Source organism: Pantoea sp. Sc1 (assembly GCF_000255315.1).
GTDB lineage: Bacteria > Pseudomonadota > Gammaproteobacteria > Enterobacterales > Enterobacteriaceae > Pantoea > Pantoea anthophila.
In genome coordinates this window covers 2,734,943-2,756,415 of record NZ_AJFP01000001.1, presented here as the reverse complement: position 1 = coordinate 2,756,415, position 21,473 = coordinate 2,734,943, and the positions used below count along the sequence as shown (strand labels likewise).

The 21,473-nt window shown below is 54.1% G+C and carries 15 protein-coding genes; 11 read left to right on the top strand and 4 right to left on the bottom strand.

The annotated features are described in order from the left end of the window. The first annotated feature begins 92 nt into the window (after positions 1 to 92). From S7A_RS21290 to S7A_RS12720, 7 genes are all read left to right on the top strand, one after another. On the top strand, positions 93 to 326 hold the full coding sequence (locus S7A_RS21290; protein ID WP_141629822.1) for a hypothetical protein: 234 nt from the start codon (positions 93 to 95) through the stop codon (positions 324 to 326). 174 nt (positions 327 to 500) lie between these two features. Further along, on the top strand, positions 501 to 995 hold the full coding sequence (lrp, locus tag S7A_RS12745; RefSeq protein WP_006118610.1) for a leucine-responsive transcriptional regulator Lrp: 495 nt from the start codon (positions 501 to 503) through the stop codon (positions 993 to 995). A 118-nt stretch (positions 996 to 1,113) separates the two neighbouring features. Then, positions 1,114 to 4,719, top strand: a complete 3,606-nt coding sequence (locus S7A_RS12740) for a DNA translocase FtsK 4TM domain-containing protein (RefSeq protein ID WP_009091132.1) — start codon at positions 1,114 to 1,116, stop codon at positions 4,717 to 4,719. 177 nt (positions 4,720 to 4,896) lie between these two features. Beyond that, positions 4,897 to 5,508, top strand: coding sequence for an outer membrane lipoprotein chaperone LolA (gene lolA, locus S7A_RS12735; protein ID WP_009091130.1), 612 nt, complete (start codon positions 4,897 to 4,899; stop codon positions 5,506 to 5,508). A 7-nt stretch (positions 5,509 to 5,515) separates the two neighbouring features. After that, positions 5,516 to 6,859, top strand: coding sequence for a replication-associated recombination protein A (locus S7A_RS12730; RefSeq protein WP_009091128.1), 1,344 nt, complete (start codon positions 5,516 to 5,518; stop codon positions 6,857 to 6,859). A gap of 92 nt (positions 6,860 to 6,951) precedes the next feature. After that, positions 6,952 to 8,244 (top strand): serine--tRNA ligase, encoded by a 1,293-nt coding sequence (gene serS, locus S7A_RS12725; RefSeq protein ID WP_009091126.1) that lies wholly within the window; start codon positions 6,952 to 6,954, stop codon positions 8,242 to 8,244. A gap of 318 nt (positions 8,245 to 8,562) precedes the next feature. After that, a complete protein-coding gene (locus S7A_RS12720) occupies positions 8,563 to 9,714 on the top strand; it encodes an MFS transporter (protein WP_009091124.1) in 1,152 nt (383 codons plus the stop codon). 53 nt (positions 9,715 to 9,767) lie between these two features. Here the strand turns inward: S7A_RS12720 and pflA are convergent, their stop codons facing one another. The 4 genes from pflA to ycaO form a co-directional block, all read right to left on the bottom strand. Further along, positions 9,768 to 10,508, bottom strand: coding sequence for a pyruvate formate lyase 1-activating protein (pflA, locus tag S7A_RS12715; RefSeq protein ID WP_009091122.1), 741 nt, complete (start codon positions 10,506 to 10,508; stop codon positions 9,768 to 9,770). A 164-nt stretch (positions 10,509 to 10,672) separates the two neighbouring features. Continuing rightward, the gene (gene pflB / locus S7A_RS12710) at positions 10,673 to 12,955 is read right to left on the bottom strand and encodes a formate C-acetyltransferase (protein ID WP_009091120.1); all 2,283 of its coding nucleotides are present in this window, start codon (positions 12,953 to 12,955) and stop codon (positions 10,673 to 10,675) included. Between the two features lie 72 nt (positions 12,956 to 13,027). Continuing rightward, positions 13,028 to 13,888 carry a formate transporter FocA gene (focA, locus tag S7A_RS12705; protein WP_009091118.1) on the bottom strand — a complete coding sequence of 287 codons (861 nt, stop codon included), beginning with the start codon at positions 13,886 to 13,888 and terminating at the stop codon, positions 13,028 to 13,030. A gap of 371 nt (positions 13,889 to 14,259) precedes the next feature. Next, positions 14,260 to 16,023, bottom strand: a complete 1,764-nt coding sequence (gene ycaO / locus S7A_RS12700) for a 30S ribosomal protein S12 methylthiotransferase accessory factor YcaO (protein ID WP_009091116.1) — start codon at positions 16,021 to 16,023, stop codon at positions 14,260 to 14,262. Positions 16,024 to 16,337: 314 nt separating this feature from the next. Here ycaO and serC point away from each other — a divergent pair, with 314 nt between their 5' ends. The 4 genes from serC (at position 16,338) to rpsA (ending at position 21,459) form a co-directional block, all read left to right on the top strand. Beyond that, positions 16,338 to 17,423: a 3-phosphoserine/phosphohydroxythreonine transaminase gene (serC, locus tag S7A_RS12695; RefSeq protein ID WP_009091114.1), complete on the top strand. Its 1,086-nt coding sequence runs from the start codon at positions 16,338 to 16,340 to the stop codon at positions 17,421 to 17,423. A gap of 82 nt (positions 17,424 to 17,505) precedes the next feature. After that, positions 17,506 to 18,792 (top strand): 3-phosphoshikimate 1-carboxyvinyltransferase, encoded by a 1,287-nt coding sequence (gene aroA, locus S7A_RS12690; RefSeq protein WP_009091112.1) that lies wholly within the window; start codon positions 17,506 to 17,508, stop codon positions 18,790 to 18,792. Positions 18,793 to 18,990: 198 nt separating this feature from the next. Next, positions 18,991 to 19,677, top strand: a complete 687-nt coding sequence (cmk, locus tag S7A_RS12685) for a (d)CMP kinase (RefSeq protein WP_009091111.1) — start codon at positions 18,991 to 18,993, stop codon at positions 19,675 to 19,677. A gap of 108 nt (positions 19,678 to 19,785) precedes the next feature. Next, the gene (rpsA, locus tag S7A_RS12680; protein ID WP_009091109.1) at positions 19,786 to 21,459 is read left to right on the top strand and encodes a 30S ribosomal protein S1; all 1,674 of its coding nucleotides are present in this window, start codon (positions 19,786 to 19,788) and stop codon (positions 21,457 to 21,459) included. Positions 21,460 to 21,473: the final 14 nt, after the last annotated feature.

Here is a 21,473-nt window from a genome sequence, read left to right as displayed (position 1 = left end):
CGGCTGACATAGCCTGCGATTGTAGGGAATATCCGGCAGCAATGACAAGGTTTAGGCAATTTTGTTAACGATAGCTGCAAGTGGCGTAGACGATGAATGGCAATTTTGCCTGTGCAATGCGCCAAAAGGGGGCAAAACTCCGCTTAAGCGGTGCAATAGCTGAAAAAACCTCATTTAAAAACAGTAACCCAGCGGTCTGTCTGGCATCTTGTCCTGAATTTGGTGATTTTACTTTGACAATCGCCTGCGCTTTTGCGAAAACATTATCAGAAGCGGATAACATTTATCGGAACAAAACAGGTTTTCATCGCCTGTTTTGCACTTAACGCCGAATAAAAGCAGCCTGGTATGGATAATGACGCATGATGTGGACAGACAGCATGCGTCATATCGATAAGTCTCACCCACAGGCTCTGTTAGCTCACTTCAAAAATGCCCCGAACAATGAGCGTTTTCAGGGTGTGGCAGGTAAAGGGAAGGAATGAAGAGAGACAATAATAATGGTAGATAATAAGAAACGCCCCGGGAAAGATCTCGACAGAATTGACAGGAACATTCTGAACGAACTTCAGAAAGATGGTCGTATTTCAAACGTAGAGCTTTCCAAACGCGTAGGATTATCGCCTACGCCATGTCTTGAGCGCGTGCGCCGTCTCGAACGTCAGGGATTTATTCTTGGCTACACCGCACAGCTGAACCCGCACTATCTTGATGCTTCTCTGCTGGTATTCGTTGAGATTACTCTGAATCGTGGTGCGCCGGATGTGTTTGAGCAATTTAACGCCGCTGTGCAAAAACTTGAGGAAACTCAAGAGTGTCACCTCGTTTCCGGTGATTTCGACTACCTGCTGAAAACGCGCGTTCCTGACATGTCTGCTTACCGTAAGTTGCTGGGTGAGACCCTGTTGCGCCTGCCGGGCGTAAACGACACGCGAACCTATGTCGTCATGGAAGAGGTCAAACAGAGCAATCGCCTGGTGATCAAGACTCGCTGATGCGGGGCAGGTGCAAAACCTGAGATATTTCGGTACACTCCTGTGAATTCATACAGGATCAGCGTCGGGCTTGCCCGACGCTGTTGCTTCTTACTTTACAGGCACCTGGAGAGTCCTCTTGAGCCAGGAATATACAGAAGATAAAGACGTTACGTTACAGTCGCTGAGCAGTGGACGTCGTCTGCTGGAAGCGTTGCTCATTCTGGTGGCGCTGTTTGCCATCTACCTGATGGTTTCACTGGTCAGTTTTAACCCTTCCGACCCGAGCTGGTCGCAAACGGCCTGGCATGAACCTATCCACAATATCGGCGGCAGCGTCGGTGCCTGGCTGGCTGACACCTTACTTTTCATCTTTGGTGTAATGGCGTACGCCATTCCGCCGGTTATCCTGGGTCTGTGCTGGATTGCCTTCCGTCAGCGCGATAATCAGGACTATTTTGACTACTTTGCTGTCGGGCTGCGCCTGATTGGCGTTCTTGCGCTGGTGGTTACCACCTGTGGCATGGCGGCACTCAACGCAGATGATATCTGGTACTTTGCCTCAGGCGGGGTGATCGGCAGCCTGGTGAGTAATGCCATCGCTCCCTGGTTCAGTCCGGCTGGCGGCACGCTGATGCTGCTCTGCGTCTGGGCGGCAGGTATCACGCTGTACACTGGCTGGTCATGGCTCACTATCGCCGAGAGAATTGGTGGGGTTGTGATGGGCGTGCTGACCTTTGCCAGCAACCGCTCCCGTCACGATGAACCCTGGCAGGAAGAGGATGAACAGGATTCGCGTGAGTATGATGACGCGCCAGTGCTGCATACCGGCGATCAGGATGATGATGTGCTGCTGTTTGCCCCCCGCAAAGCCGCTGAATCCTCACCGTCTGAGCAGGACCCATTGCTGGCTAAAGCCGCCGCAGCCACCAGTGCGGCCGTCGCCACTACCGCAGAAGCGGCCGATGTGCTGCTGACTCCGGCTGCGCCTGTTGCAGCGGCAACGCCAGGAACTGCTGCGTCCGCGGCGCCTGCAGCCGTACCGCCGTCAGCAGTGCATCCAGCAGCAGAAAGCCTGTCGGCCTCCCAGCCAGCTGCGCCTGTGCAGCCGGCACCGCCTCAGAGCGCCCCTGCTTATGCGGCAGCGTCTGCGCCGACGGCAACGCAGAGTGCATCTGCTCCTGCTGCCGCACCTCCGCTTTATCACTTTGAAATGCCTGACGAGGCGCCAGCGGCTCCGGCGTTCAGTGCCTATGACGATGATGAGCCGAAAATGGGGAACTGGCGCGACACGCCGGTCAACCCTGTGGTGCCCGCCGCAACAGCTGCGGTCACCGCCGCTGCCGCTGCCTCCCGAACCGCGACGCGCACGGCCCCGGTCTTTGACCTGGCACCTGAAACGAATCTGAATCCGCAGGTTAAGCAGGGTATTGGCCCGGCATTGCCGCGTCCTAATCCGGTAAAACTGCCTACCCGCCGTGAGCTGGCCTCGTATGGTATTAAGTTACCTTCGCAGCGTATGGCTGAAGAGAAAGCGAAAGCGGAAAGCGCTGAATCAACTGCGGCTGCATCCGATCTTCCGACTCAGGAGGCTGAAGAAGCGCAGCAGCAGGCTGAACTGCGCCAGGCCTTCCAGTCTGAACAGCAGCAGCGGTATGGCGCCGGCTGGCAGCAGGATGATGAGGAAGAACAGGAGGCGCAGCAGCAGGCCGCCCTGGCGCGGCAGTTCGCCGAACAGCAGCAGCAGCGCTATGAACCGCAAGAGCGAAAAGAACCGGTCTTTAATCTGGATACCGCGTCAGCCTTTGATTTTTCGCCAATGAAAGATCTGGTTGATGAAGGCCCGTCTGAACCGCTGTTCACCATTGCCGCTACGCCTGAACCGGAAGCGCCGGCGGTTTCACATGAACCCTGGCAGCAGGTGCGTGAGGTGTCAGAACCGCAGGCTCCGGCTCAGGTTCCGGCTCCCCCACGCTATGCGCCGGCAGAGCCCGCCTATGCTCCGCCAGCGGCAACGCCTGAGCAGGATTATGCTGCGCCTGCTTACAGCGCCCCGGCCGCGCCTCAGGCTCCGACCCACTCTGCATCAGCCTACGCTGCGCCCGCGGCTCCTGCTTATAATGCACCGGCTGCGGACAATGCTGCGCCCGCTTATGGTTCGCCAGCGGCACCGGTTCAGCCGGTTGAAGAAGCGAAGCCGTCACTGCATGACAGCCTGATCCACCCATTCCTGATGCGCCATGAGCAGCCGCTGGAGAAACCTTCCACGCCGCTGCCTTCGCTGGATCTGCTGACCGCACCGCCGGAAGAGGAAGAGCCGGTAGATATGTTCTCGCTGGAGCAGACTGCCCGCCTGGTGGAGTCGCGTCTGGGTGACTATCGCGTCAAGGCGGAGGTGGTCGGCATCTCACCGGGGCCGGTCATTACCCGTTTCGAGCTTGACCTGGCGCCGGGTGTGAAAGCGGCACGTATCTCCAACCTGTCACGCGACCTGGCTCGCTCACTGTCGACAGTCGCGGTGCGTGTGGTGGAAGTCATCCCAGGCAAACCTTATGTCGGTCTGGAACTGCCTAACAAGCATCGTCAGACCGTCTATCTGCGTGAAGTACTGGATTGTCCTAAATTCCGTGACAATACCTCTCCGCTGGCTGTGGTGCTGGGTAAAGACATTGCCGGTCAGCCAGTCGTCGCCGATCTGGCGAAAATGCCTCACCTGCTGGTTGCCGGTACGACCGGTTCCGGTAAATCGGTGGGCGTAAACGCCATGATCATCAGCATGCTTTACAAGGCGACGCCGGAAGAAGTGCGCTTCATCATGATCGACCCGAAAATGCTCGAACTGTCGGTCTATGAAGGCATTCCGCACCTGCTGACGGAAGTGGTAACCGACATGAAGGATGCGGCGAATGCGCTGCGCTGGAGCGTGGGTGAGATGGAGCGTCGCTACAAGCTGATGTCGGCTCTGGGCGTGCGTAACCTGGCGGGCTACAACGAAAAAGTTGAGCAGGCGGAAGCGATGGGACGGCCGATTCCTGATCCGTTCTGGAAGCCGGGTGACAGCATGGATATGACGCCGCCGGTGCTGGAGAAACTGCCTTACATCGTGGTGATGGTCGATGAGTTTGCTGACCTGATCATGGCGGTCGGTAAAAAGGTTGAAGAGCTGATTGCGCGCCTGGCACAGAAAGCCCGTGCTGCCGGTATTCACCTGGTGCTGGCCACACAGCGTCCTTCTGTCGATGTTATTACCGGTCTGATTAAAGCGAACATCCCGACACGTATCGCCTTTACCGTTTCCAGCAAGATTGACTCGCGCACCATCCTCGATCAGGGTGGCGCAGAGTCGCTGCTGGGTATGGGTGACATGCTCTACATGCCGCCAAACTCCTCAATACCGATTCGTGTTCATGGCGCGTTTGTTCGCGACCAGGAAGTTCACGCGGTGGTTCAGGACTGGAAAGCGCGTGGCCGTCCGCAATATATCGAAAACATTACGGCGGGCGAAGAGAGCGAAAGTGCCGGTGGAATGGAGAGTGATGAAGAGCTGGATCCGCTGTTCGATCAGGCTGTCAGCTTTGTCATCGACAAGCGCCGCGCGTCCATTTCAGGCGTGCAGCGTCAGTTCCGCATCGGCTATAACCGCGCGGCACGGATCATTGAACAGATGGAAGCGCAGGGTATCGTCTCTGCACCCGGACACAATGGCAACCGTGAAGTGCTGTCGCCACCGCCACACGATATGTAACGGTTAACAGGTTGTAACACGTCTTAATGAGCCAGTTCCGACTGGCTCATTGTTTTTATGCGGTTTATCCCCCATATCTGAATCAGCTTTCGGTTTTTTCCTCTATCCTGATGGCGGAACGGCGATCAGGCTTAAAGCAGTCATCGATGGGAACGTTTAAATAAGGAATTGAAGCAGATGAAATTACGCGTAATCGCTCTGGGCCTGTTGGCCACCTTTGCTTCAGCCAGCGTGCTGGCTGATGCGTCCAGTGATCTGCAACAGCGCCTGAATAAGGTCAGCAGCTTCCACGCCAGCTTCACACAAAAAGTCACGGACAGCAGTGGCGCCAGCGTGCAGGATGGTGAAGGCGAGCTGTGGGTCAAGCGTCCCAGCCTGTTTAACTGGCATATGACCGCCCCGGACGAAAGCATCATCATCTCTGACGGCAAATCGCTGTGGTTCTACAACCCGTTTGTTGAACAGGCGACGGTCAGCCTGCTGCAGAATGCGACGAGCAACACGCCGTTTATGCTGATTGCCCGCAACCAGTCCAATGACTGGAAGCAGTACAACATCAAACAGCAGGGCGACAATTTCGAACTGACGCCGAAAAGCAGTGACGGCAATCTGAAACAGTTTACGATTCAGGTAACGCCTGGCGGAACCATCAATCGCTTCAGCGCAGTCGAACAGGATGGGCAGCGCAGCGATTATCAGCTGAAAAGTCAGCAAAATGGTGCAATCAGCCCGGACAAATTCACGTTCACACCGCCAAAAGGCGTGACGGTGGATGACCAACGTCAGTGAGGTCACGGTGAGTAACCTGTCCCTGGATTTTTCCACCGAAAATTTCAAACCTCTGGCCGCGCGTATGCGGCCAGAAACGTTGAAACAGTACATTGGTCAGCAACATCTGCTGGGTGCCGGTAAACCGCTGCCGCGTGCCATTGAGGCAGGGCACCTGCACTCCATGATCCTCTGGGGGCCCCCCGGGACCGGCAAGACCACGCTGGCTGAAATCATTGCGCACTATGGCAATGCCGATGTGGAACGTATCTCAGCCGTGACCTCCGGGGTTAAAGAGATCCGGGAGGCCATTGAGCGTGCCAGGCAGAATAAGCAGGCCGGGCGGCGGACGATCCTGTTTGTGGACGAGGTGCACCGGTTCAACAAAAGCCAGCAGGATGCTTTTTTACCCCACATCGAAGATGGCACCATTACTTTTATTGGTGCCACCACAGAAAACCCCTCTTTTGAACTCAACTCGGCATTGCTGTCACGCGCCCGCGTCTATCTGCTGAAATCCCTGGCGCTGGAAGATATCGAGCAGGTGCTGGATCAGGCGATGCAGGACAAGGCGCGCGGCTACGGCGATACAGATATTGTCCTGCCGGACAACACGCGCAGAATGATCGCTGAGCTGGTAAATGGCGATGCGCGTCGGGCACTAAACACGCTGGAGATGATGGCCGATATGGCCGAAACCACCGCATCCGGCCAGCGGGAACTCACGCCTCAGTTGCTTAATGAAGTGTCTGGCGAGCGTTCGGCGCGTTTCGACAACAAAGGTGACCGCTTTTACGATCTGATTTCGGCGCTGCACAAATCCGTGCGTGGCTCTGCGCCTGATGCGGCGCTCTACTGGTATGCACGTATCATCACCGCCGGGGGCGATCCGCTCTATGTGGCGCGCCGGTTACTGGCTATCGCCTCTGAGGATGTCGGCAATGCCGATCCGCGCGGGATGCAGGTCGCTATTGCCGCGTGGGACTGTTTCACACGCGTAGGCCCGGCAGAAGGGGAGCGCGCCATTGCACAGGCGATTGTTTATCTGGCCTGCGCACCGAAGAGTAATGCCGTTTATACCGCCTTCAAGGCCGCCATGCGGGATGCCCGTGACCATCCGGATTTTGATGTGCCGGAACATCTGCGCAACGCGCCAACGAAGCTGATGAAAGAGATGGGGCTCGGCAAAGAGTATCGCTACGCCCACGATGAAACCAACGCTTATGCCGCAGGTGAAGTCTATTTCCCGCCGGAACTGGCTGACGCGCGCTATTACCGTCCAACCCAGCGCGGGCTTGAGGGCAAGATTGGCGAAAAGCTAAGCTGGCTGGCTGAACAGGATCAAAATAGCCCGACAAAACGCTACCGCTGAAACAGACGTTACGGTAATGTGGGCAATGTTTTCAACGCATTCCGCCGGAGTGCGTCCCTTCTTTCAACCAACTTTTTAAACACAGGATAAGCATGCTCGATCCCAATCTGCTGCGTAACGAGCCAGACGCAGTCGCAGAAAAACTGGCACGCCGGGGATATAAACTGGATGTGGAAACGCTGCGTTCGCTGGAAGAGCGTCGCAAGGTCCTGCAGGTAGAAACAGAGAATTTGCAGGCAGAGCGTAACTCCCGATCCAAATCCATCGGTCAGGCCAAAGCCCGTGGGGAAGATATCGAGCCGCTGCGTCAGGAAGTGAACGCGCTGGGCGAACGCCTGGATGCCGCAAAAGCAGAACTGGATGAACTGCAGAATCAAATCCGTGACTTTGCGCTGGCATTGCCGAACATTCCGGCAGACGAAGTGCCGCTGGGTAAAGATGACAGCGAAAACCAGGAAGTCAGTCGCTGGGGAACCCCGCGTCAGTTTGATTTCCAGGTTAAAGATCACGTTGAGCTGGGTGAAGCAGCCAAAGGTCTGGATTTTGCGGCCGCCGTAAAACTGACCGGTTCGCGCTTTGTCGTGATGCAGGGACAGATTGCCCGCCTGCACCGTGCGCTGAGTCAGTTTATGATTGACCTGCACACTGAGCAGCATGGCTACCTGGAAACCTATGTGCCTTATCTGGTTAACCACGAAACGCTTTACGGTACCGGACAGCTGCCGAAATTTGGCGAAGATCTGTTCCACACCCGCCCGCTGGAAGAGGAGTCAGACAGCAGCCACTATGCCTTGATTCCGACTGCAGAAGTGCCGCTGACTAACCTGGCGCGTGACGAAATTCTCGAAGAGGAGAGCCTGCCGGTCAAACTGACCGCGCATACGCCGTGTTTCCGTTCTGAAGCGGGTTCGTACGGCCGTGATACCCGCGGTCTGATCCGTATGCACCAGTTCGATAAAGTGGAAATGGTTCAGATTGTCAGCCCGGAGCAGTCGATGGATGCGCTGGAAGAGCTGACAGGGCACGCCGAGAAAGTGTTGCAGTTGCTGAACCTGCCTTATCGTAAGGTTTTACTCTGCACTGGCGACATGGGCTTTGGATCGACCAAAACCTACGATCTCGAAGTGTGGTTACCGGCTCAGAACACTTATCGTGAAATCTCCTCCTGTTCGAACATGGGCGATTTCCAGGCGCGTCGTATGCAGGCCCGTTGCCGCAATAAACAGGATAAGAAACCACGGCTGGTTCATACCCTGAACGGCTCGGGGCTGGCTGTAGGCCGTACCCTGGTTGCGGTGCTGGAAAACTATCAGCAGGAAGATGGCCGCATTGTTGTGCCTGAGGTTTTACGCCCGTATATGAATGGCGCTGAGATCATTGGCTGAGCAAGCCTGACGGACTAAACCCGGCGTCAGCCGGGTTTTTTTATGCCCGCAGTTTTAACTACCCTGCCTGATTATCGTCAAATGAATCACAAATAAACGTTATCGACAGCAGATGGGCCGTAATGCTCAAAAATCTGTATTTTCATAGAGATAGCATTTGAGGTCCTGATGCCCTGTCGGATTGTAACCCACTGAAGATTAGTAAATTAAATGGTTGAGCAGCAAAATGTGCTGCTGATAAATGGCACCCATTGACTTTAAAAAAGCCAGTGGCAAACTGCGCGCAATTTCCTTTATCTGTTCTGGTTTCGATCCCCTATGTCAACCTGGTCACGCCCTGTGATTTTGCTGCTTTGCGGCCTGATGTTAATGACCGTAGCCATCGCCGTACTGAATACGCTGGTTCCACTGTGGCTGACCCATGACTTACTGACAACCTGGCAGGTGGGCATCGTAAGCTCCTCTTATTACACCGGTAATCTCGCAGGCACGCTGCTGGCTGGCTGGTTGATCAGACACTACGGGTTTAATCGCAGCTATTACCTGGCAACCGGACTTTTTGCTGTCGCCACGCTTTGCCTTGCGACTCTGGAAGGCTTCTGGGCATGGAGTTCGCTGCGCTTTATTGCGGGCGTGGGCTGTGCGCTGATGTGGGTGGTGGTAGAGAGTGCGTTACTCTGCAGCGGAACGGTGCGTAACCGCGGCCAGCTTCTGGCAGCCTATATGATCGTCTACTACCTGGGCACGGTGGCCGGTCAGTTGCTGGTCAGCAGACTCTCAACAGAGTTGCTGAGTGTGATCCCCTGGGTCACGTCGCTGGTGTTCTGCGCGGTACTGCCGCTGGTCTTTACCCGCGTCTCCGCCAGCGCTGAAGCGGCGGAGCCCGTACCGGCCCGCATCTGGCCTATGCTTCGTCGCCGCAGTTCGCGCCTTGGCATCAATGGCTGCATCATCTCCGGTATCGTCTTAGGGTCACTTTACGGTCTGATGCCGCTTTACCTGTCGCATCAGGGAATGAGTGATGCTCACGTGGGCTACTGGATGGCGTTACTGGTCAGTGCCGGGATTGTGGGGCAGTGGCCCATCGGTCGTCTGGCTGACCGCTTTGGTCGCATGCTGGTGCTGCGGGTGCAGGTCTTTGTGGTTATCCTGGGGGCGATGGCGATGCTGGCCAATGCCGCAATGGCACCGTCGCTGTTTGTGCTCGGCCTTGCGGGCTTTACGCTCTATCCGGTGGCGATGTCCTGGGCCTGTGAGACGGTGTCACACCATGAGCTGGTTGCCATGAATCAGGCGCTGCTACTGAGTTATACCGTCGGCAGTCTGGCGGGACCGGCGATGACCTCCGTTCTGATGCAGAATTACTCTGATCGCTCACTGTTTATCATGATTGCGACGGTGGCGCTGATCTATCTGGTAATGCTGCTGCGTAAAGCGAATCATCATGCCACGCCAGTGGCGCATGCCTGATCGCGGAATAACAAAAAGGGAGCCACTGGCTCCCTTTTCTGGCATTAAATGGTTCAGTACATGACTTCGTGTCCGTAGCTGGCAAGAATATTTTTTACCCGCTCCATTGTCTCTTTCTTCGGCGGCTTCACGCCATCCAGCTTGTACTCTTCTCCCATCGCAATCCATTTGTGCTTACCCAGTTCGTGGTAAGGCAGCAGTTCAATCTTCTCAACATTCTCCATGTCGCGAGTGAATTCACCCAGCCGGTGCGCAGTATCATCATCGTCGGAATAACCAGGCACCACGACAAAACGAATCCAGGTGCGTTTGCCTTTTTTCTGCAGGTAGCGGGCAAAGTCCAGCGTGCGATGATTCGACACGCCCACCAGAATCTGGTGGATATCGTCATTCATCTGCTTGAGGTCGAGCATCACCAGATCGGTCACGTCGAGCAGTTCATCGATCACCGGATCATAACGGCGGACAAAACCGTTGGTGTCGAGACAGGTATGAATGCCTTCCGCCTTGCAGGCACGAAACCAGTCGCGCACAAACTCAGCCTGAAGAATGGCTTCGCCTCCGGATGCGGTGACGCCACCGCCAGAGGCGTTCATGAAATGGCGATAGGAGAGCACATCCGCCATCAGGGCTTCGACGCTGATCTCTTTGCCACCATGGGTATCCCAGGTATCTCGATTGTGACAGTAAAGGCAGCGCATCAGGCAGCCCTGGAAGAAGGTAATGAAGCGGATGCCGGGACCATCGACGGTGCCGCAGGATTCAAATGAGTGGATACGACCGTTAACTGACATTGCGATGTTTTCTCCAGTGAGTCTGCCGTAACAGACGGCGCAATCTCTGTTGCGCTCAGGGCAGGAAATCGATTCTGGTGGACACCTTCACAGAGACGACCACCAGAACAGACTTTTAAATAAAAGGCTCCGCGAGGAGCCTTTTTAAGCGGGTAGGGCGGTGATTACAGTGACTGAGTAAAGGTACGGGTAATCACATCCTGCTGCTGCTCTTTAGTCAGCGAGTTAAAGCGAACAGCATAACCGGAAACGCGGATGGTCAGCTGTGGATACTTCTCAGGATGCTCCATCGCGTCCAGCAGCATTTCACGGTTCATCACGTTGACGTTAAGATGCTGACCGCCTTCGATGCTGGCTTCATGATGGAAGTAACCATCCATCAGACCGGCAAGGTTGGTTTTCCGCACGTTATCATCTTTACCCAGCGCGTTCGGCACGATGGAGAAGGTGTACGAGATACCATCTTTCGCATAGGCAAACGGCAGTTTCGCAACGGAGGTTAGTGACGCTACCGCACCTTTCTGGTCGCGACCGTGCATCGGGTTAGCACCTGGTCCGAACGGTGCACCAGCGCGGCGTCCATCCGGAGTGTTACCGGTTTTCTTACCATATACCACGTTTGACGTAATGGTCAGTACAGACTGAGTCGGCACGGCATTGCGATAGGTGGTCAGCTTCTGGATTTTCTTCATGAAGCGTTCAACCAGATCGCAGGCCAGGTCATCCACCCGCGGATCGTTGTTACCGAACTGCGGATATTCACCTTCGATATCGAAGTCAATTGCCAGGCCGTCTTCATCACGGATAGGTTTCACTTTGGCATATTTAATCGCGGAAAGTGAATCCGCCGCTACAGAGAGTCCCGCAATACCGCACGCCATGGTGCGATAGACGTCCCGGTCGTGTAAGGCCATCAGTGCCGCTTCGTAGCTGTACTTGTCATGCATGTAGTGAATGATGTTCAGCGAGGTCACATACTGTTTTGCCAGCCAGTCCATGAAGTGATCCATACGCTCCATGACGGTGTCGAAATTCAGCACGTCGTCGCTGATTTTGTCGCCTTTCGGGCCCACCTGCATTTTCAGTTTTTCATCAACACCGCCGTTGATTGCATAGAGCAGTGTTTTCGCCAGGTTGGCTCGCGCGCCAAAGAACTGCATTTGTTTGCCGACAATCATCGGGCTGACGCAGCAGGCAATGGCGTAGTCATCATTGTTGAAATCCGGACGCATCAGGTCATCGTTCTCATACTGCAGGGATGAGGTGTCGATAGAGACCTTAGCGGCAAATTTCTTAAAGTTAATCGGCAGTTTCTCTGACCACAGAATGGTCATGTTCGGCTCGGGTGACGGGCCCATGGTATAGAGGGTGTTCAGGAAGCGGAACGTGCTTTTTGAGACCAGCGTACGGCCATCAACGCCCATACCGGCCAGGGATTCAGTGGCCCAGATTGGGTCGCCTGAGAACAGCTCATCATATTCAGGTGTACGCAGGAAGCGGACCATGCGCAGTTTCATCACCAGATGGTCGATCAGCTCCTGGGCCTGTTCTTCTGTCAGCTTACCGGCTTTAAGGTCACGCTCAATGTAGACATCCAGGAAGGTGGATACGCGACCAAAGGACATCGCAGCACCATTCTGTGATTTCACGGCGGCCAGATAGCCGTAGTAGGTCCACTGTACCGCTTCGGCAGCATTGGTGGCCGGGCCGGAAATGTCGTGGCCATATTTTGCCGCCATCTCTTTGATCTGCGCCAGCGCACGGTGCTGATCGGAAATCTCTTCACGCAGACGAATCGTTGCTTCGAGATTTACGCCATTCTCCAGATCGTTCTGCAGTGAGGTGAACTGTGCGAATTTATCCGCCATCAGGAAATCGATGCCGTAGAGCGCGACACGACGGTAGTCACCGATGATACGTCCGCGACCATACGCGTCCGGCAGACCGGTCAGAATACCGGATTTACGGCAGCGCAGGATGTCGGGTGTATAGACGTCGAACACACCCTGGTTGTGGGTTTTACGGTATTCGGTAAAGATTTTTTTCAGTGAAGGATCAAGCTCACGGCCATAAACTTTGCATGAGCCTTCCACCATTTTGATGCCGCCGTAAGGAATAATGGCGCGCTTCAGAGGGGCTTCAGTCTGCAGACCTACGATTTTTTCCAGTGGCTTGATGATGTAGCCAGCGTCATGTGAGGTGATGGTTGAAGCAAGATCGGTGTCAAAGTCGACAGGCGCGTGGGTGCGGTTCTCAATTTTGATCCCTTCCAGCACGCTTTCCCACAATTTGGTAGTGGCTTCAGTTGCACCCGCCAGGAATGACTCATCACCTTCATAAGGGGTGTAGTTCTTCTGAATGAAATCGCGCACGTTGACGCTATTCTGCCATTCGCCTTCAGCAAATCCTTCCCATGCTGTGGCCAGTTTTGCATTAAGTTCGGTCATACTATACCTGCCTTAGATGAAGAGACTGTTACGGTCAGGCACAGCGGATGGGCTGTGCCATCAAAAATACGTTTAGTGTACCGGGTCACCTTTACGGAGATAGATCACCCAGTAAGTCAGACCCACCAGAACGCCGCCGCCAATAATGTTACCCAGGGTTACGGGAATCAGGTTGTCGAGAATAAAGTGAGTGACGGTCAGTGAGTGAAACTGTGCTGCTGTCGCCCCTGCCGCCTGCCAGAACTCGGGTGTCGCAAAGTCGCGGATAGTAATGGCATAGGGGATCAGAAACATGTTGGCGATACTGTGTTCGAAACCACTGGCTACAAACATCGAAACGGGCAGAATCATCACCACCAGCTTATCGGTCAGGCTACGGCCGGAATAACTCATCCAGACCGCGAGGCAGACCAGCAGATTAGCCAATGTGCCCAGGCAGACTGCTTCAATAAAGGTGTGGTGCATTTTGTGATCGGCGGTCTGCAGCACATTTAATCCCCAGGCACCGTTGGCAACCATATGTTGTCCGGCAAACCACATCAGGGCGACAAAGAAGAGGGCACCGCCCAGGTTACCGACATAAACGTTGATCCAGTTACGGGCCAGCTGGCCCCAGCTGATACGTCCACTGGCTTTGGCCACAACGATGAGGACCGTCGATGTGAAGAGATCGGCACCACACACGACGACCAGCATCAGGCCGAGTGAGAAGCAGATACCCCCAATCAGTTTGGCTATGCCATAGGGCATGGTGCCGCTGCCGGTGGTGGCTGTGATATAAAAAACGAATGCGATTGAGATAAATACGCCAGCGGTTAACGCCAGAAAGAAAGTGGTAAAGGGGTGTTTGGTGGCTTTATAAATTCCGGCATCTTCAGCAACTTTTGCCATGGCGGCCGGAAGTAATAGATTAAAAGGGTTGTCAGTTTTCACACTAACTTACTCCAGAAGTTGTCTGAAAAAATAGTAACAAAGGAGTAGTAGCAAGTAATTGATGTGGATCATGTTTGCCAGAACGGTAACCGTTTTGTCACAGGAAAACTGAATGATTTTGTTGTAATTTATTGAATTTATTGCATTAAATATTTTTTAAAATATGCAGGATTATTTTAATGTCCGGTCTGTGATTGCCTGTCCGGAATGGCATTTGTAGTTGATTGGTCATCCGCATGTTAAACAAAACAATGGGATGTTGCGGGAAAGGGATTTAATGCAGCTAATGTTTCATGAAAAGAAAATAGCATGGCACCCGGTAAATGCAGTGCCATGCCGGATCGACTATCGACCCGCTGACGCGTCAGGAATTACGCGTTTTTCCAGTAGTGGCGTTTGGCCGTTTGCAGTTTTTCGTAAGCCGCAAGCAGAGACTGATGAGCCGGGAATGCCAGCAGCTCATCATCAACCGCCTGAAGTCCGTTAAACGGCTGTTCACCGCTGATGGCGGCCGAGGCGGCTTCCACTGCGCTTTCACCATACATCCGCGTGAAGGCATGATGGTATTGCAGCGGGTCACGCTCATCTTCCATCGCTAATAGCAGCAGGGTCTGCAGGCAGCGGTAGTAATTTGCCCGCTCTGGCGTAAAGACAGAGCTGTTAAATTCCATTGTCCACTCTGTCCAGATCAGAGCCTGCTCCAGATCGCCACCCGCCAGAGCCAGCATCGCCTTTAATTCACCGATACGCAGCGTCGACCAGCCGTTATCTTTACCGGTGGCCAGACCCAGCAGCTCCCGGACGCGGGTAAAGTCATCGAAACCTTCGTCATCCAGTTGCCCGATTAAATCGAGATACTCTTCCGGATTCCAGTTGCTGTCAGGCAGTGCCAGCAGGGTTTCACGTATGCCCGCTCCCATGCTGTTATTTGCCAGGAAGAGGTCTTCTGCCGGATAGATATCAGACATGCCAGGCACGATGATGCGACAGGCGTAGACACCCAGATGCTCATAGTCAGCGATATAGACTTCCTGATCTTCTGAAGCAAAGATCGCCATCAGTGTGGCAAACTCCTCTTCAGTACTGCCTGCGAAGGACCAGTCCACAAAGGGATAATCCGCCGTCTCTTTAAACAGATCCCAGGAGATCAGGCCGCTTGAATCAATGAAATGGGTTTCAAGGTTGGCGTGCTCGGCGACTTCTTCATCGTCGAACGTCGGTGGGGTAAACACATCCAGATCTTTCAGGCTCCGGCCCTGCAGCAGCTCGGTGACGGTACGCTCCAGCGCAACGCCAAAATCGGGATGCGCCCCAAAGGAAGCAAAACAGGTGCCGTTGGCCGGGTTAAACAGCACCACGCAAATCACCGGATATTTACCGCCCAGTGAGGCGTCGTAGGCGAAAATCGGGAAACCTTCCGCTTCAAGACGGGCAATCGCTTCGATCACGTCAGGGTAGCGCTGCATCACCTCATCCGGTATCGCAGGCAGGCTGATAGCTTCAGCAATAATGCGGTTTTTGATGTAGCGCTCAAACACCTCAGATAGCCCCTGAACACGTGCTTCATTGGCCGTGTTACCCGCCGACATGCCGTTAGAGACATAGAGGTTACCAATGATATTCATCGGGATATAAACGGTTTGCTGGTCGGACTGGCGGGTAAACGGCAGGGCACAGATGCCCCGTTCAGCATTACCGGACTGCAGATCGATTAATCCGGACGCCGTCAGCGCCTGGTCTGGATCGTAAAAGGCGCGCAGACGCGGGTCCAGAATCCCTTCAGGTAAGGATTCATCCTCAGGGACAGCAAACCATTTTTCATTGGGATAGTGAACAAAATCGCCGTTCGCGATCTTTTTTCCAAGCCAGAAGTCAGCAAAGAAATAGTTCGTTGAGAGACGCTCAAAATATTCGCCCAGCGCAGAGGCCAGCGCCGCTTTTTTACTGGCGCCTTTGCCGTTGGTAAAACAGAGCGGGCAATCGCGGTCGCGAATATGCACAGACCAGACATGGGGAACAGGATTCAGCCAGGAAGCTTCTTCAATATTAAAGCCAAGATCCTGCAGCTTATTCTGGAAACGCGCAATGGAGTCTTCCAGTGCGGCATCTTTGCCCGGGATAAATGTTTGCGTCATAGTGCCGCTCTCTCAGTTGTCATAGGGTGCGTAAAGCGCGCCATGATACGGATTTTGCCTGAAGACCGCTATCAGGGCGGGATAAATTTACCGCCGTAGTTTTCCATTACTTCGCTTTACCGGCCAGACGCACTTTTATCGTGCTGAACGGCGCCTCACAAAATTTCGTGCAGGTTTGCATTGGTAACATAACATCCGGCGCGGCAGAGTCAGAAAATGTGACCGCCTCCTGATTTATGATTGCAGCTATCAGAATGCAGTGATAAAACCGGATGATTATTCATAACCGTTCGATATGACAGTGGTGAGGGGAAATGACGCAGGTTTATAATTTTAGCTCTGGCCCGGCGATGCTACCGGTAGAAGTGCTCCGTCGTGCAGAACAGGAACTGACGAACTGGCGCGGTCTGGGTACCTCTGTAATGGAGATCAGTCACCGCAGTAAAGAGTTTATTCAGGTGGCTGAGGAAGCCGAACAGGACTTCCGTGATCTGCTAAAAATCCCGGCCGGTTACAAAGTTTTATTCTGTCATGGGGGCGCACGTGCGCAGTTCGCTGCCGTGCCGGGCAATCTGCTGGGGTCCGCGACAACGGCCGACTATGTTGATGGCGGTTACTGGGCGCACAGTGCCATTAAAGAGGCGGAAAAGTATTGCTCCCCGCGTACGCTGGATGTCAAAACAACCCGTGACGGTAAACGTGCCATTCTGCCGATGCGCGAATGGGCCGTCAGCGAAGCGTCCGCTTACCTGCACTACTGTCCGAATGAGACCATTGACGGCATCGCTATTGATGAACAGCCCGATTTTGGCAGCAAGACCGTGGTCGCTGACTTCTCCTCTACCATTCTTTCACGTCCGATTGATGTCAGCCGTTACGGTGTGATTTATGCCGGCGCGCAGAAGAATGTGGGCCCGGCTGGTTTGACGCTGGTCATCGTACGCGAAGATCTGCTGGGTCAGGCACACAGCTCTGTTCCCTCTATCCTTGATTACAAAGTTCTGGCCGATAACGATTCCATGTTTAACACGCCACCGACTTTTGCCTGGTACCTTTCGGGTCTGGTGTTTAAATGGCTGAAAGAGAAAGGCGGTGTAGCTGAAATTGATCGCATCAATCAGGCAAAATCTGACCTGCTTTACGGTGTGATTGATGGCAGCGACTTCTATCGCAATGATGTGGCGACAGAAAACCGCTCGCGGATGAACATTCCTTTCCAGCTGGCCGATGCCTCACTGGATGCGCTGTTCCTGGAAGAGTCATTTAAGAATGGATTACATGCGCTTAAAGGACATCGTGTAGTAGGTGGTATGCGCGCCTCTATTTATAATGCGATGCCGCTGGAAGGTGTTAAGGCCCTGACTGATTTCATGGTCGATTTTGAACGCCGTCACGGCTAACCGATAAGATATCAGCGCTGATGCTGATGCCAGACCTCGTCCTGCGACGAGGTCTCTGTATTTTTTGAGGATTTCGTTTCACATGCAGGACTCCCTGACTCTCCAACCGATTGCGCGCGTCGACGGCACGGTAAATCTGCCTGGCTCCAAGAGCGTTTCCAATCGTGCACTGCTGCTGGCTGCACTGGCAAAAGGCACCACCCGACTCACCAATTTACTCGACAGCGATGATGTAAAGCACATGCTGAATGCGCTGACCGCACTGGGCGTCAGCTATACCCTTTCAGACGATCGCACCGTGTGTGAAGTGACGGGGAATGGCGGCCCGCTGCACGCCACACAACCACTGTCACTGTTTCTGGGGAATGCCGGAACCGCAATGCGCCCGCTGGCAGCAGCACTTTGCCTAGGTCAGCACGATGTCGAACTGACCGGCGAACCACGCATGAAAGAGCGCCCAATCGGCCATCTGGTGGATGCGCTTCGTCAGGGTGGAGCGGCCATTGAGTATCTGGAAAACGAACACTATCCGCCGCTGCGTTTACGCGGGGGGTTTACCGGCGGTGACGTCAGTGTGGATGGCAGCGTCTCCAGTCAGTTCCTGACGGCACTGCTGATGACTGCGCCGCTGGCTCAGCAGGACACCTGCATCACCATTAAAGGCGATCTGGTATCGAAACCCTACATCGACATCACGCTCAATCTGATGCAGTGCTTTGGCGTCGACGTTGAAAATCAGAACTATCAACGCTTCCTGATCAAAGGTGCGCAGCAGTATCAGTCGCCAGGGGATTACTTGGTCGAAGGCGACGCCTCTTCCGCCTCCTATTTCCTGGCCGCCGCCGCGATCAAAGGCGGAACGGTTCGGGTCACCGGGATCGGACGTAAGAGCGTGCAGGGTGACATCCGTTTTGCTGACGTGCTGGAAAAGATGGGCGCGAGCATTGAGTGGGGCGATGACTATATTGCCTGCACCGCCGGAAAACTGCAGGCGATCGACATGGATATGAACCATATCCCGGACGCGGCGATGACCATTGCGACCACGGCACTGTTTGCAGAAGGGACAACGCAGTTACGTAATATTTATAACTGGCGGGTAAAAGAGACCGACCGGCTGAGCGCGATGGCCACTGAACTGCGTAAAGTGGGCGCAGAGGTCGAAGAGGGCCATGACTACATCCGCATCACGCCGCCAGCGACACTGATTCATGCGGATATTGGCACCTATAACGATCACCGCATGGCAATGTGTTTTTCTCTGGTGGCGCTCTCTGATACGCCGGTCACCATTCTTGATCCAGGCTGTACGGCAAAAACCTTCCCGGACTATTTTGTGCAGCTTGAGAAAATCAGCCAGCGCGCCTGACAGACCTTCTCCGGTGCGTTCCCGCACCGGATTTTCCCTGATTTAATCTGGCTTTAATCGCCCGGATATCCTCTTATTTGACTAAATTTTCCCAGCCGCTCAGTGCGAAAGGGTAACCAAGCACGGCTATGCAGCGTATAATGCTAACCATAAAGGGTGGCCTTCAGGCCATGAAGCACGCAGCAACAGGAGGGAATAATGACAGTAACTGCCCCGGTCATAACTATCGATGGGCCAAGTGGCGCGGGGAAAGGAACCCTGTGCAAAGCCATGGCAGAATCGCTGCAGTGGCATCTGCTGGACTCCGGTGCTATTTATCGCGTGCTGGCGTTAGCCGCATTGCATCATCAGGTGGATATCGATTCGGAAGAGGCGTTAGTGCCGATTGCTGCACACCTTGATGTGCGCTTTGTCTCTCAAAAGGGTGAAATGCAGGTCATACTGGAAGGGGAGGATGTCACCGGCGAGATCCGTACGCAGGAGGTGAGCAACACCGCTTCCCGTGTCGCTGCCTTTCCCCGGGTGCGCGAAGCACTATTGCGCCGCCAGCGTGGTTTCCGCGAGATGCCGGGTCTGATTGCGGATGGCCGGGACATGGGCACCGTGGTTTTCCCGGATGCGCCAGTGAAAATTTTCCTGGATGCCGGCCCGGAAGAGCGCGCCCGGCGCCGTATGCTACAGTTGCAGGAAAAGGGCTTTAATGTTAACTTTGACCGCCTTTTAGCCGAGATAAAAGAGCGCGACGACCGCGATCGTAACCGCGCAATTGCGCCTCTGGTCGCCGCTGGCGATGCACTGGTATTAGACTCGACTGAGATGTCTATCGACCAGGTCATTGAAAAAGCGCTACACTATGCCCGCGAAAAGCTGGGCATCCCGGCTTAACTGAATTAATAACCCTGTACCACGGATCCGGTGCAGGGCATGTGAAACAACCCCATCCGACATGAAGTCAGATGGACGTTAAATTGAAGAATCCTGAAGATTATCAATATGACTGAATCTTTTGCTCAACTATTTGAAGAATCCTTAAAAACAATCGAAACCCGCCCGGGTTCTATCGTTCGTGGCATCGTCGTTTCTATCGACAAAGATGTCGTTCTGGTTGATGCGGGTCTGAAATCTGAATCTGCAATCCCTGCAGAGCAGTTCAAGAACGCAGCCGGCGAACTGGAAATCCAGGTTGGCGACGAAGTTGATGTTGCTCTGGATGCAGTGGAAGACGGCTTCGGTGAAACCCTGCTGTCCCGTGAGAAAGCTAAGCGCCATGAAGCATGGATCACGCTGGAGAAAGCTTACGAAGACGCTGAAACTGTTACCGGTGTTATCAACGGCAAAGTTAAAGGCGGCTTCACAGTTGAGCTGAACGGTATCCGTGCGTTCCTGCCAGGTTCACTGGTTGATGTGCGTCCGGTGCGCGATACGCTGCACCTGGAAGGCAAAGAGCTTGAGTTCAAAGTAATCAAGCTGGATCAGAAACGCAACAACGTCGTGGTTTCACGTCGTGCCGTTATCGAATCTGAAAACAGCGCAGAGCGCGATCAGCTGCTGGAAAACCTGCAGGAAGGCATGGAAGTTAAAGGTATCGTTAAGAACCTCACTGACTACGGTGCATTCGTTGATCTGGGCGGCGTTGACGGCCTGCTGCACATCACTGATATGGCGTGGAAGCGCGTTAAGCATCCAAGCGAAATCGTTAACGTTGGCGACGAAATCACCGTTAAGGTGCTGAAGTTCGACCGCGAGCGTACCCGTGTTTCTCTGGGTCTGAAGCAGCTGGGCGAAGATCCATGGGTTGCTATCGCTAAACGCTATCCGGAAGGCACCCGCCTGACCGGTCGTGTGACCAACCTGACTGACTACGGCTGCTTCGTGGAAATCGAAGAAGGCGTTGAAGGTCTGGTACACGTTTCTGAAATGGACTGGACCAACAAAAACATCCATCCGTCTAAAGTTGTTAACGTAGGCGATGTGGTTGAAGTTATGGTTCTGGACATCGACGAAGAGCGTCGTCGTATCTCCCTGGGTCTGAAGCAGTGTAAATCTAACCCATGGCAGCTGTTCGCTGAGACGCACAACAAAGGCGATCGTGTTGAAGGTAAAATCAAGTCAATCACTGACTTCGGTATCTTCATCGGCCTGGACGGCGGCATCGACGGTCTGGTTCACCTGTCTGACATCTCCTGGAACGCGACTGGCGAAGAAGCCGTTCGTGAGTACAAAAAAGGCGACGAAATCGCTGCCGTTGTACTGCAGGTTGATGCAGAGCGCGAGCGTATCTCTCTGGGCGTTAAACAGCTGGCAGAAGATCCGTTCAACAACTACATCACTCTGAACAAGAAAGGTGCGATCGTCACCGGTAAAGTGACTGCAGTTGATGCTAAAGGTGCTACAGTTGAATTAGCAGACGGCGTTGAGGGTTACCTGCGCGCTTCTGAAGCTTCACTGGACCGCATTGAAGACGCCACTCTGGTTCTGAACGTTGGCGACGACGTTGAAGCTAAGTTCACCGGCGTTGATCGTAAAAACCGTGTCGTAAGCCTGTCTGTCCGTGCGAAAGACCAGGCTGATGAGAAAGAAGCTATCAACACTGTTAACACCAAACAGGAAGAAGGCAACTTCTCTAACGCGATGGCTGAAGCGTTCAAAGCGGCTAAAGGCGAGTAATCGACCTGAAGCAC

Bases quoted from the DNA above. Each gene is read 5' to 3' on its own strand.
- S7A_RS21290 (WP_141629822.1), top strand. From the start codon at position 93: ATGAATGGCAATTTTGCCTGTGCAATGCGCCAAAAGGGGGCAAAACTC.
- lrp (WP_006118610.1), top strand. From the start codon at position 501: ATGGTAGATAATAAGAAACGCCCCGGGAAAGATCTCGACAGAATTGAC.
- lolA (WP_009091130.1), top strand. From the start codon at position 4,897: ATGAAATTACGCGTAATCGCTCTGGGCCTGTTGGCCACCTTTGCTTCA.
- serS (WP_009091126.1), top strand. From the start codon at position 6,952: ATGCTCGATCCCAATCTGCTGCGTAACGAGCCAGACGCAGTCGCAGAA.
- S7A_RS12720 (WP_009091124.1), top strand. From the start codon at position 8,563: ATGTCAACCTGGTCACGCCCTGTGATTTTGCTGCTTTGCGGCCTGATG.
- pflA (WP_009091122.1), bottom strand. From the start codon at position 10,508: ATGTCAGTTAACGGTCGTATCCACTCATTTGAATCCTGCGGCACCGTC.
- pflB (WP_009091120.1), bottom strand. From the start codon at position 12,955: ATGACCGAACTTAATGCAAAACTGGCCACAGCATGGGAAGGATTTGCT.
- ycaO (WP_009091116.1), bottom strand. From the start codon at position 16,023: ATGACGCAAACATTTATCCCGGGCAAAGATGCCGCACTGGAAGACTCC.
- serC (WP_009091114.1), top strand. From the start codon at position 16,338: ATGACGCAGGTTTATAATTTTAGCTCTGGCCCGGCGATGCTACCGGTA.
- aroA (WP_009091112.1), top strand. From the start codon at position 17,506: ATGCAGGACTCCCTGACTCTCCAACCGATTGCGCGCGTCGACGGCACG.
- cmk (WP_009091111.1), top strand. From the start codon at position 18,991: ATGACAGTAACTGCCCCGGTCATAACTATCGATGGGCCAAGTGGCGCG.
- rpsA (WP_009091109.1), top strand. From the start codon at position 19,786: ATGACTGAATCTTTTGCTCAACTATTTGAAGAATCCTTAAAAACAATC.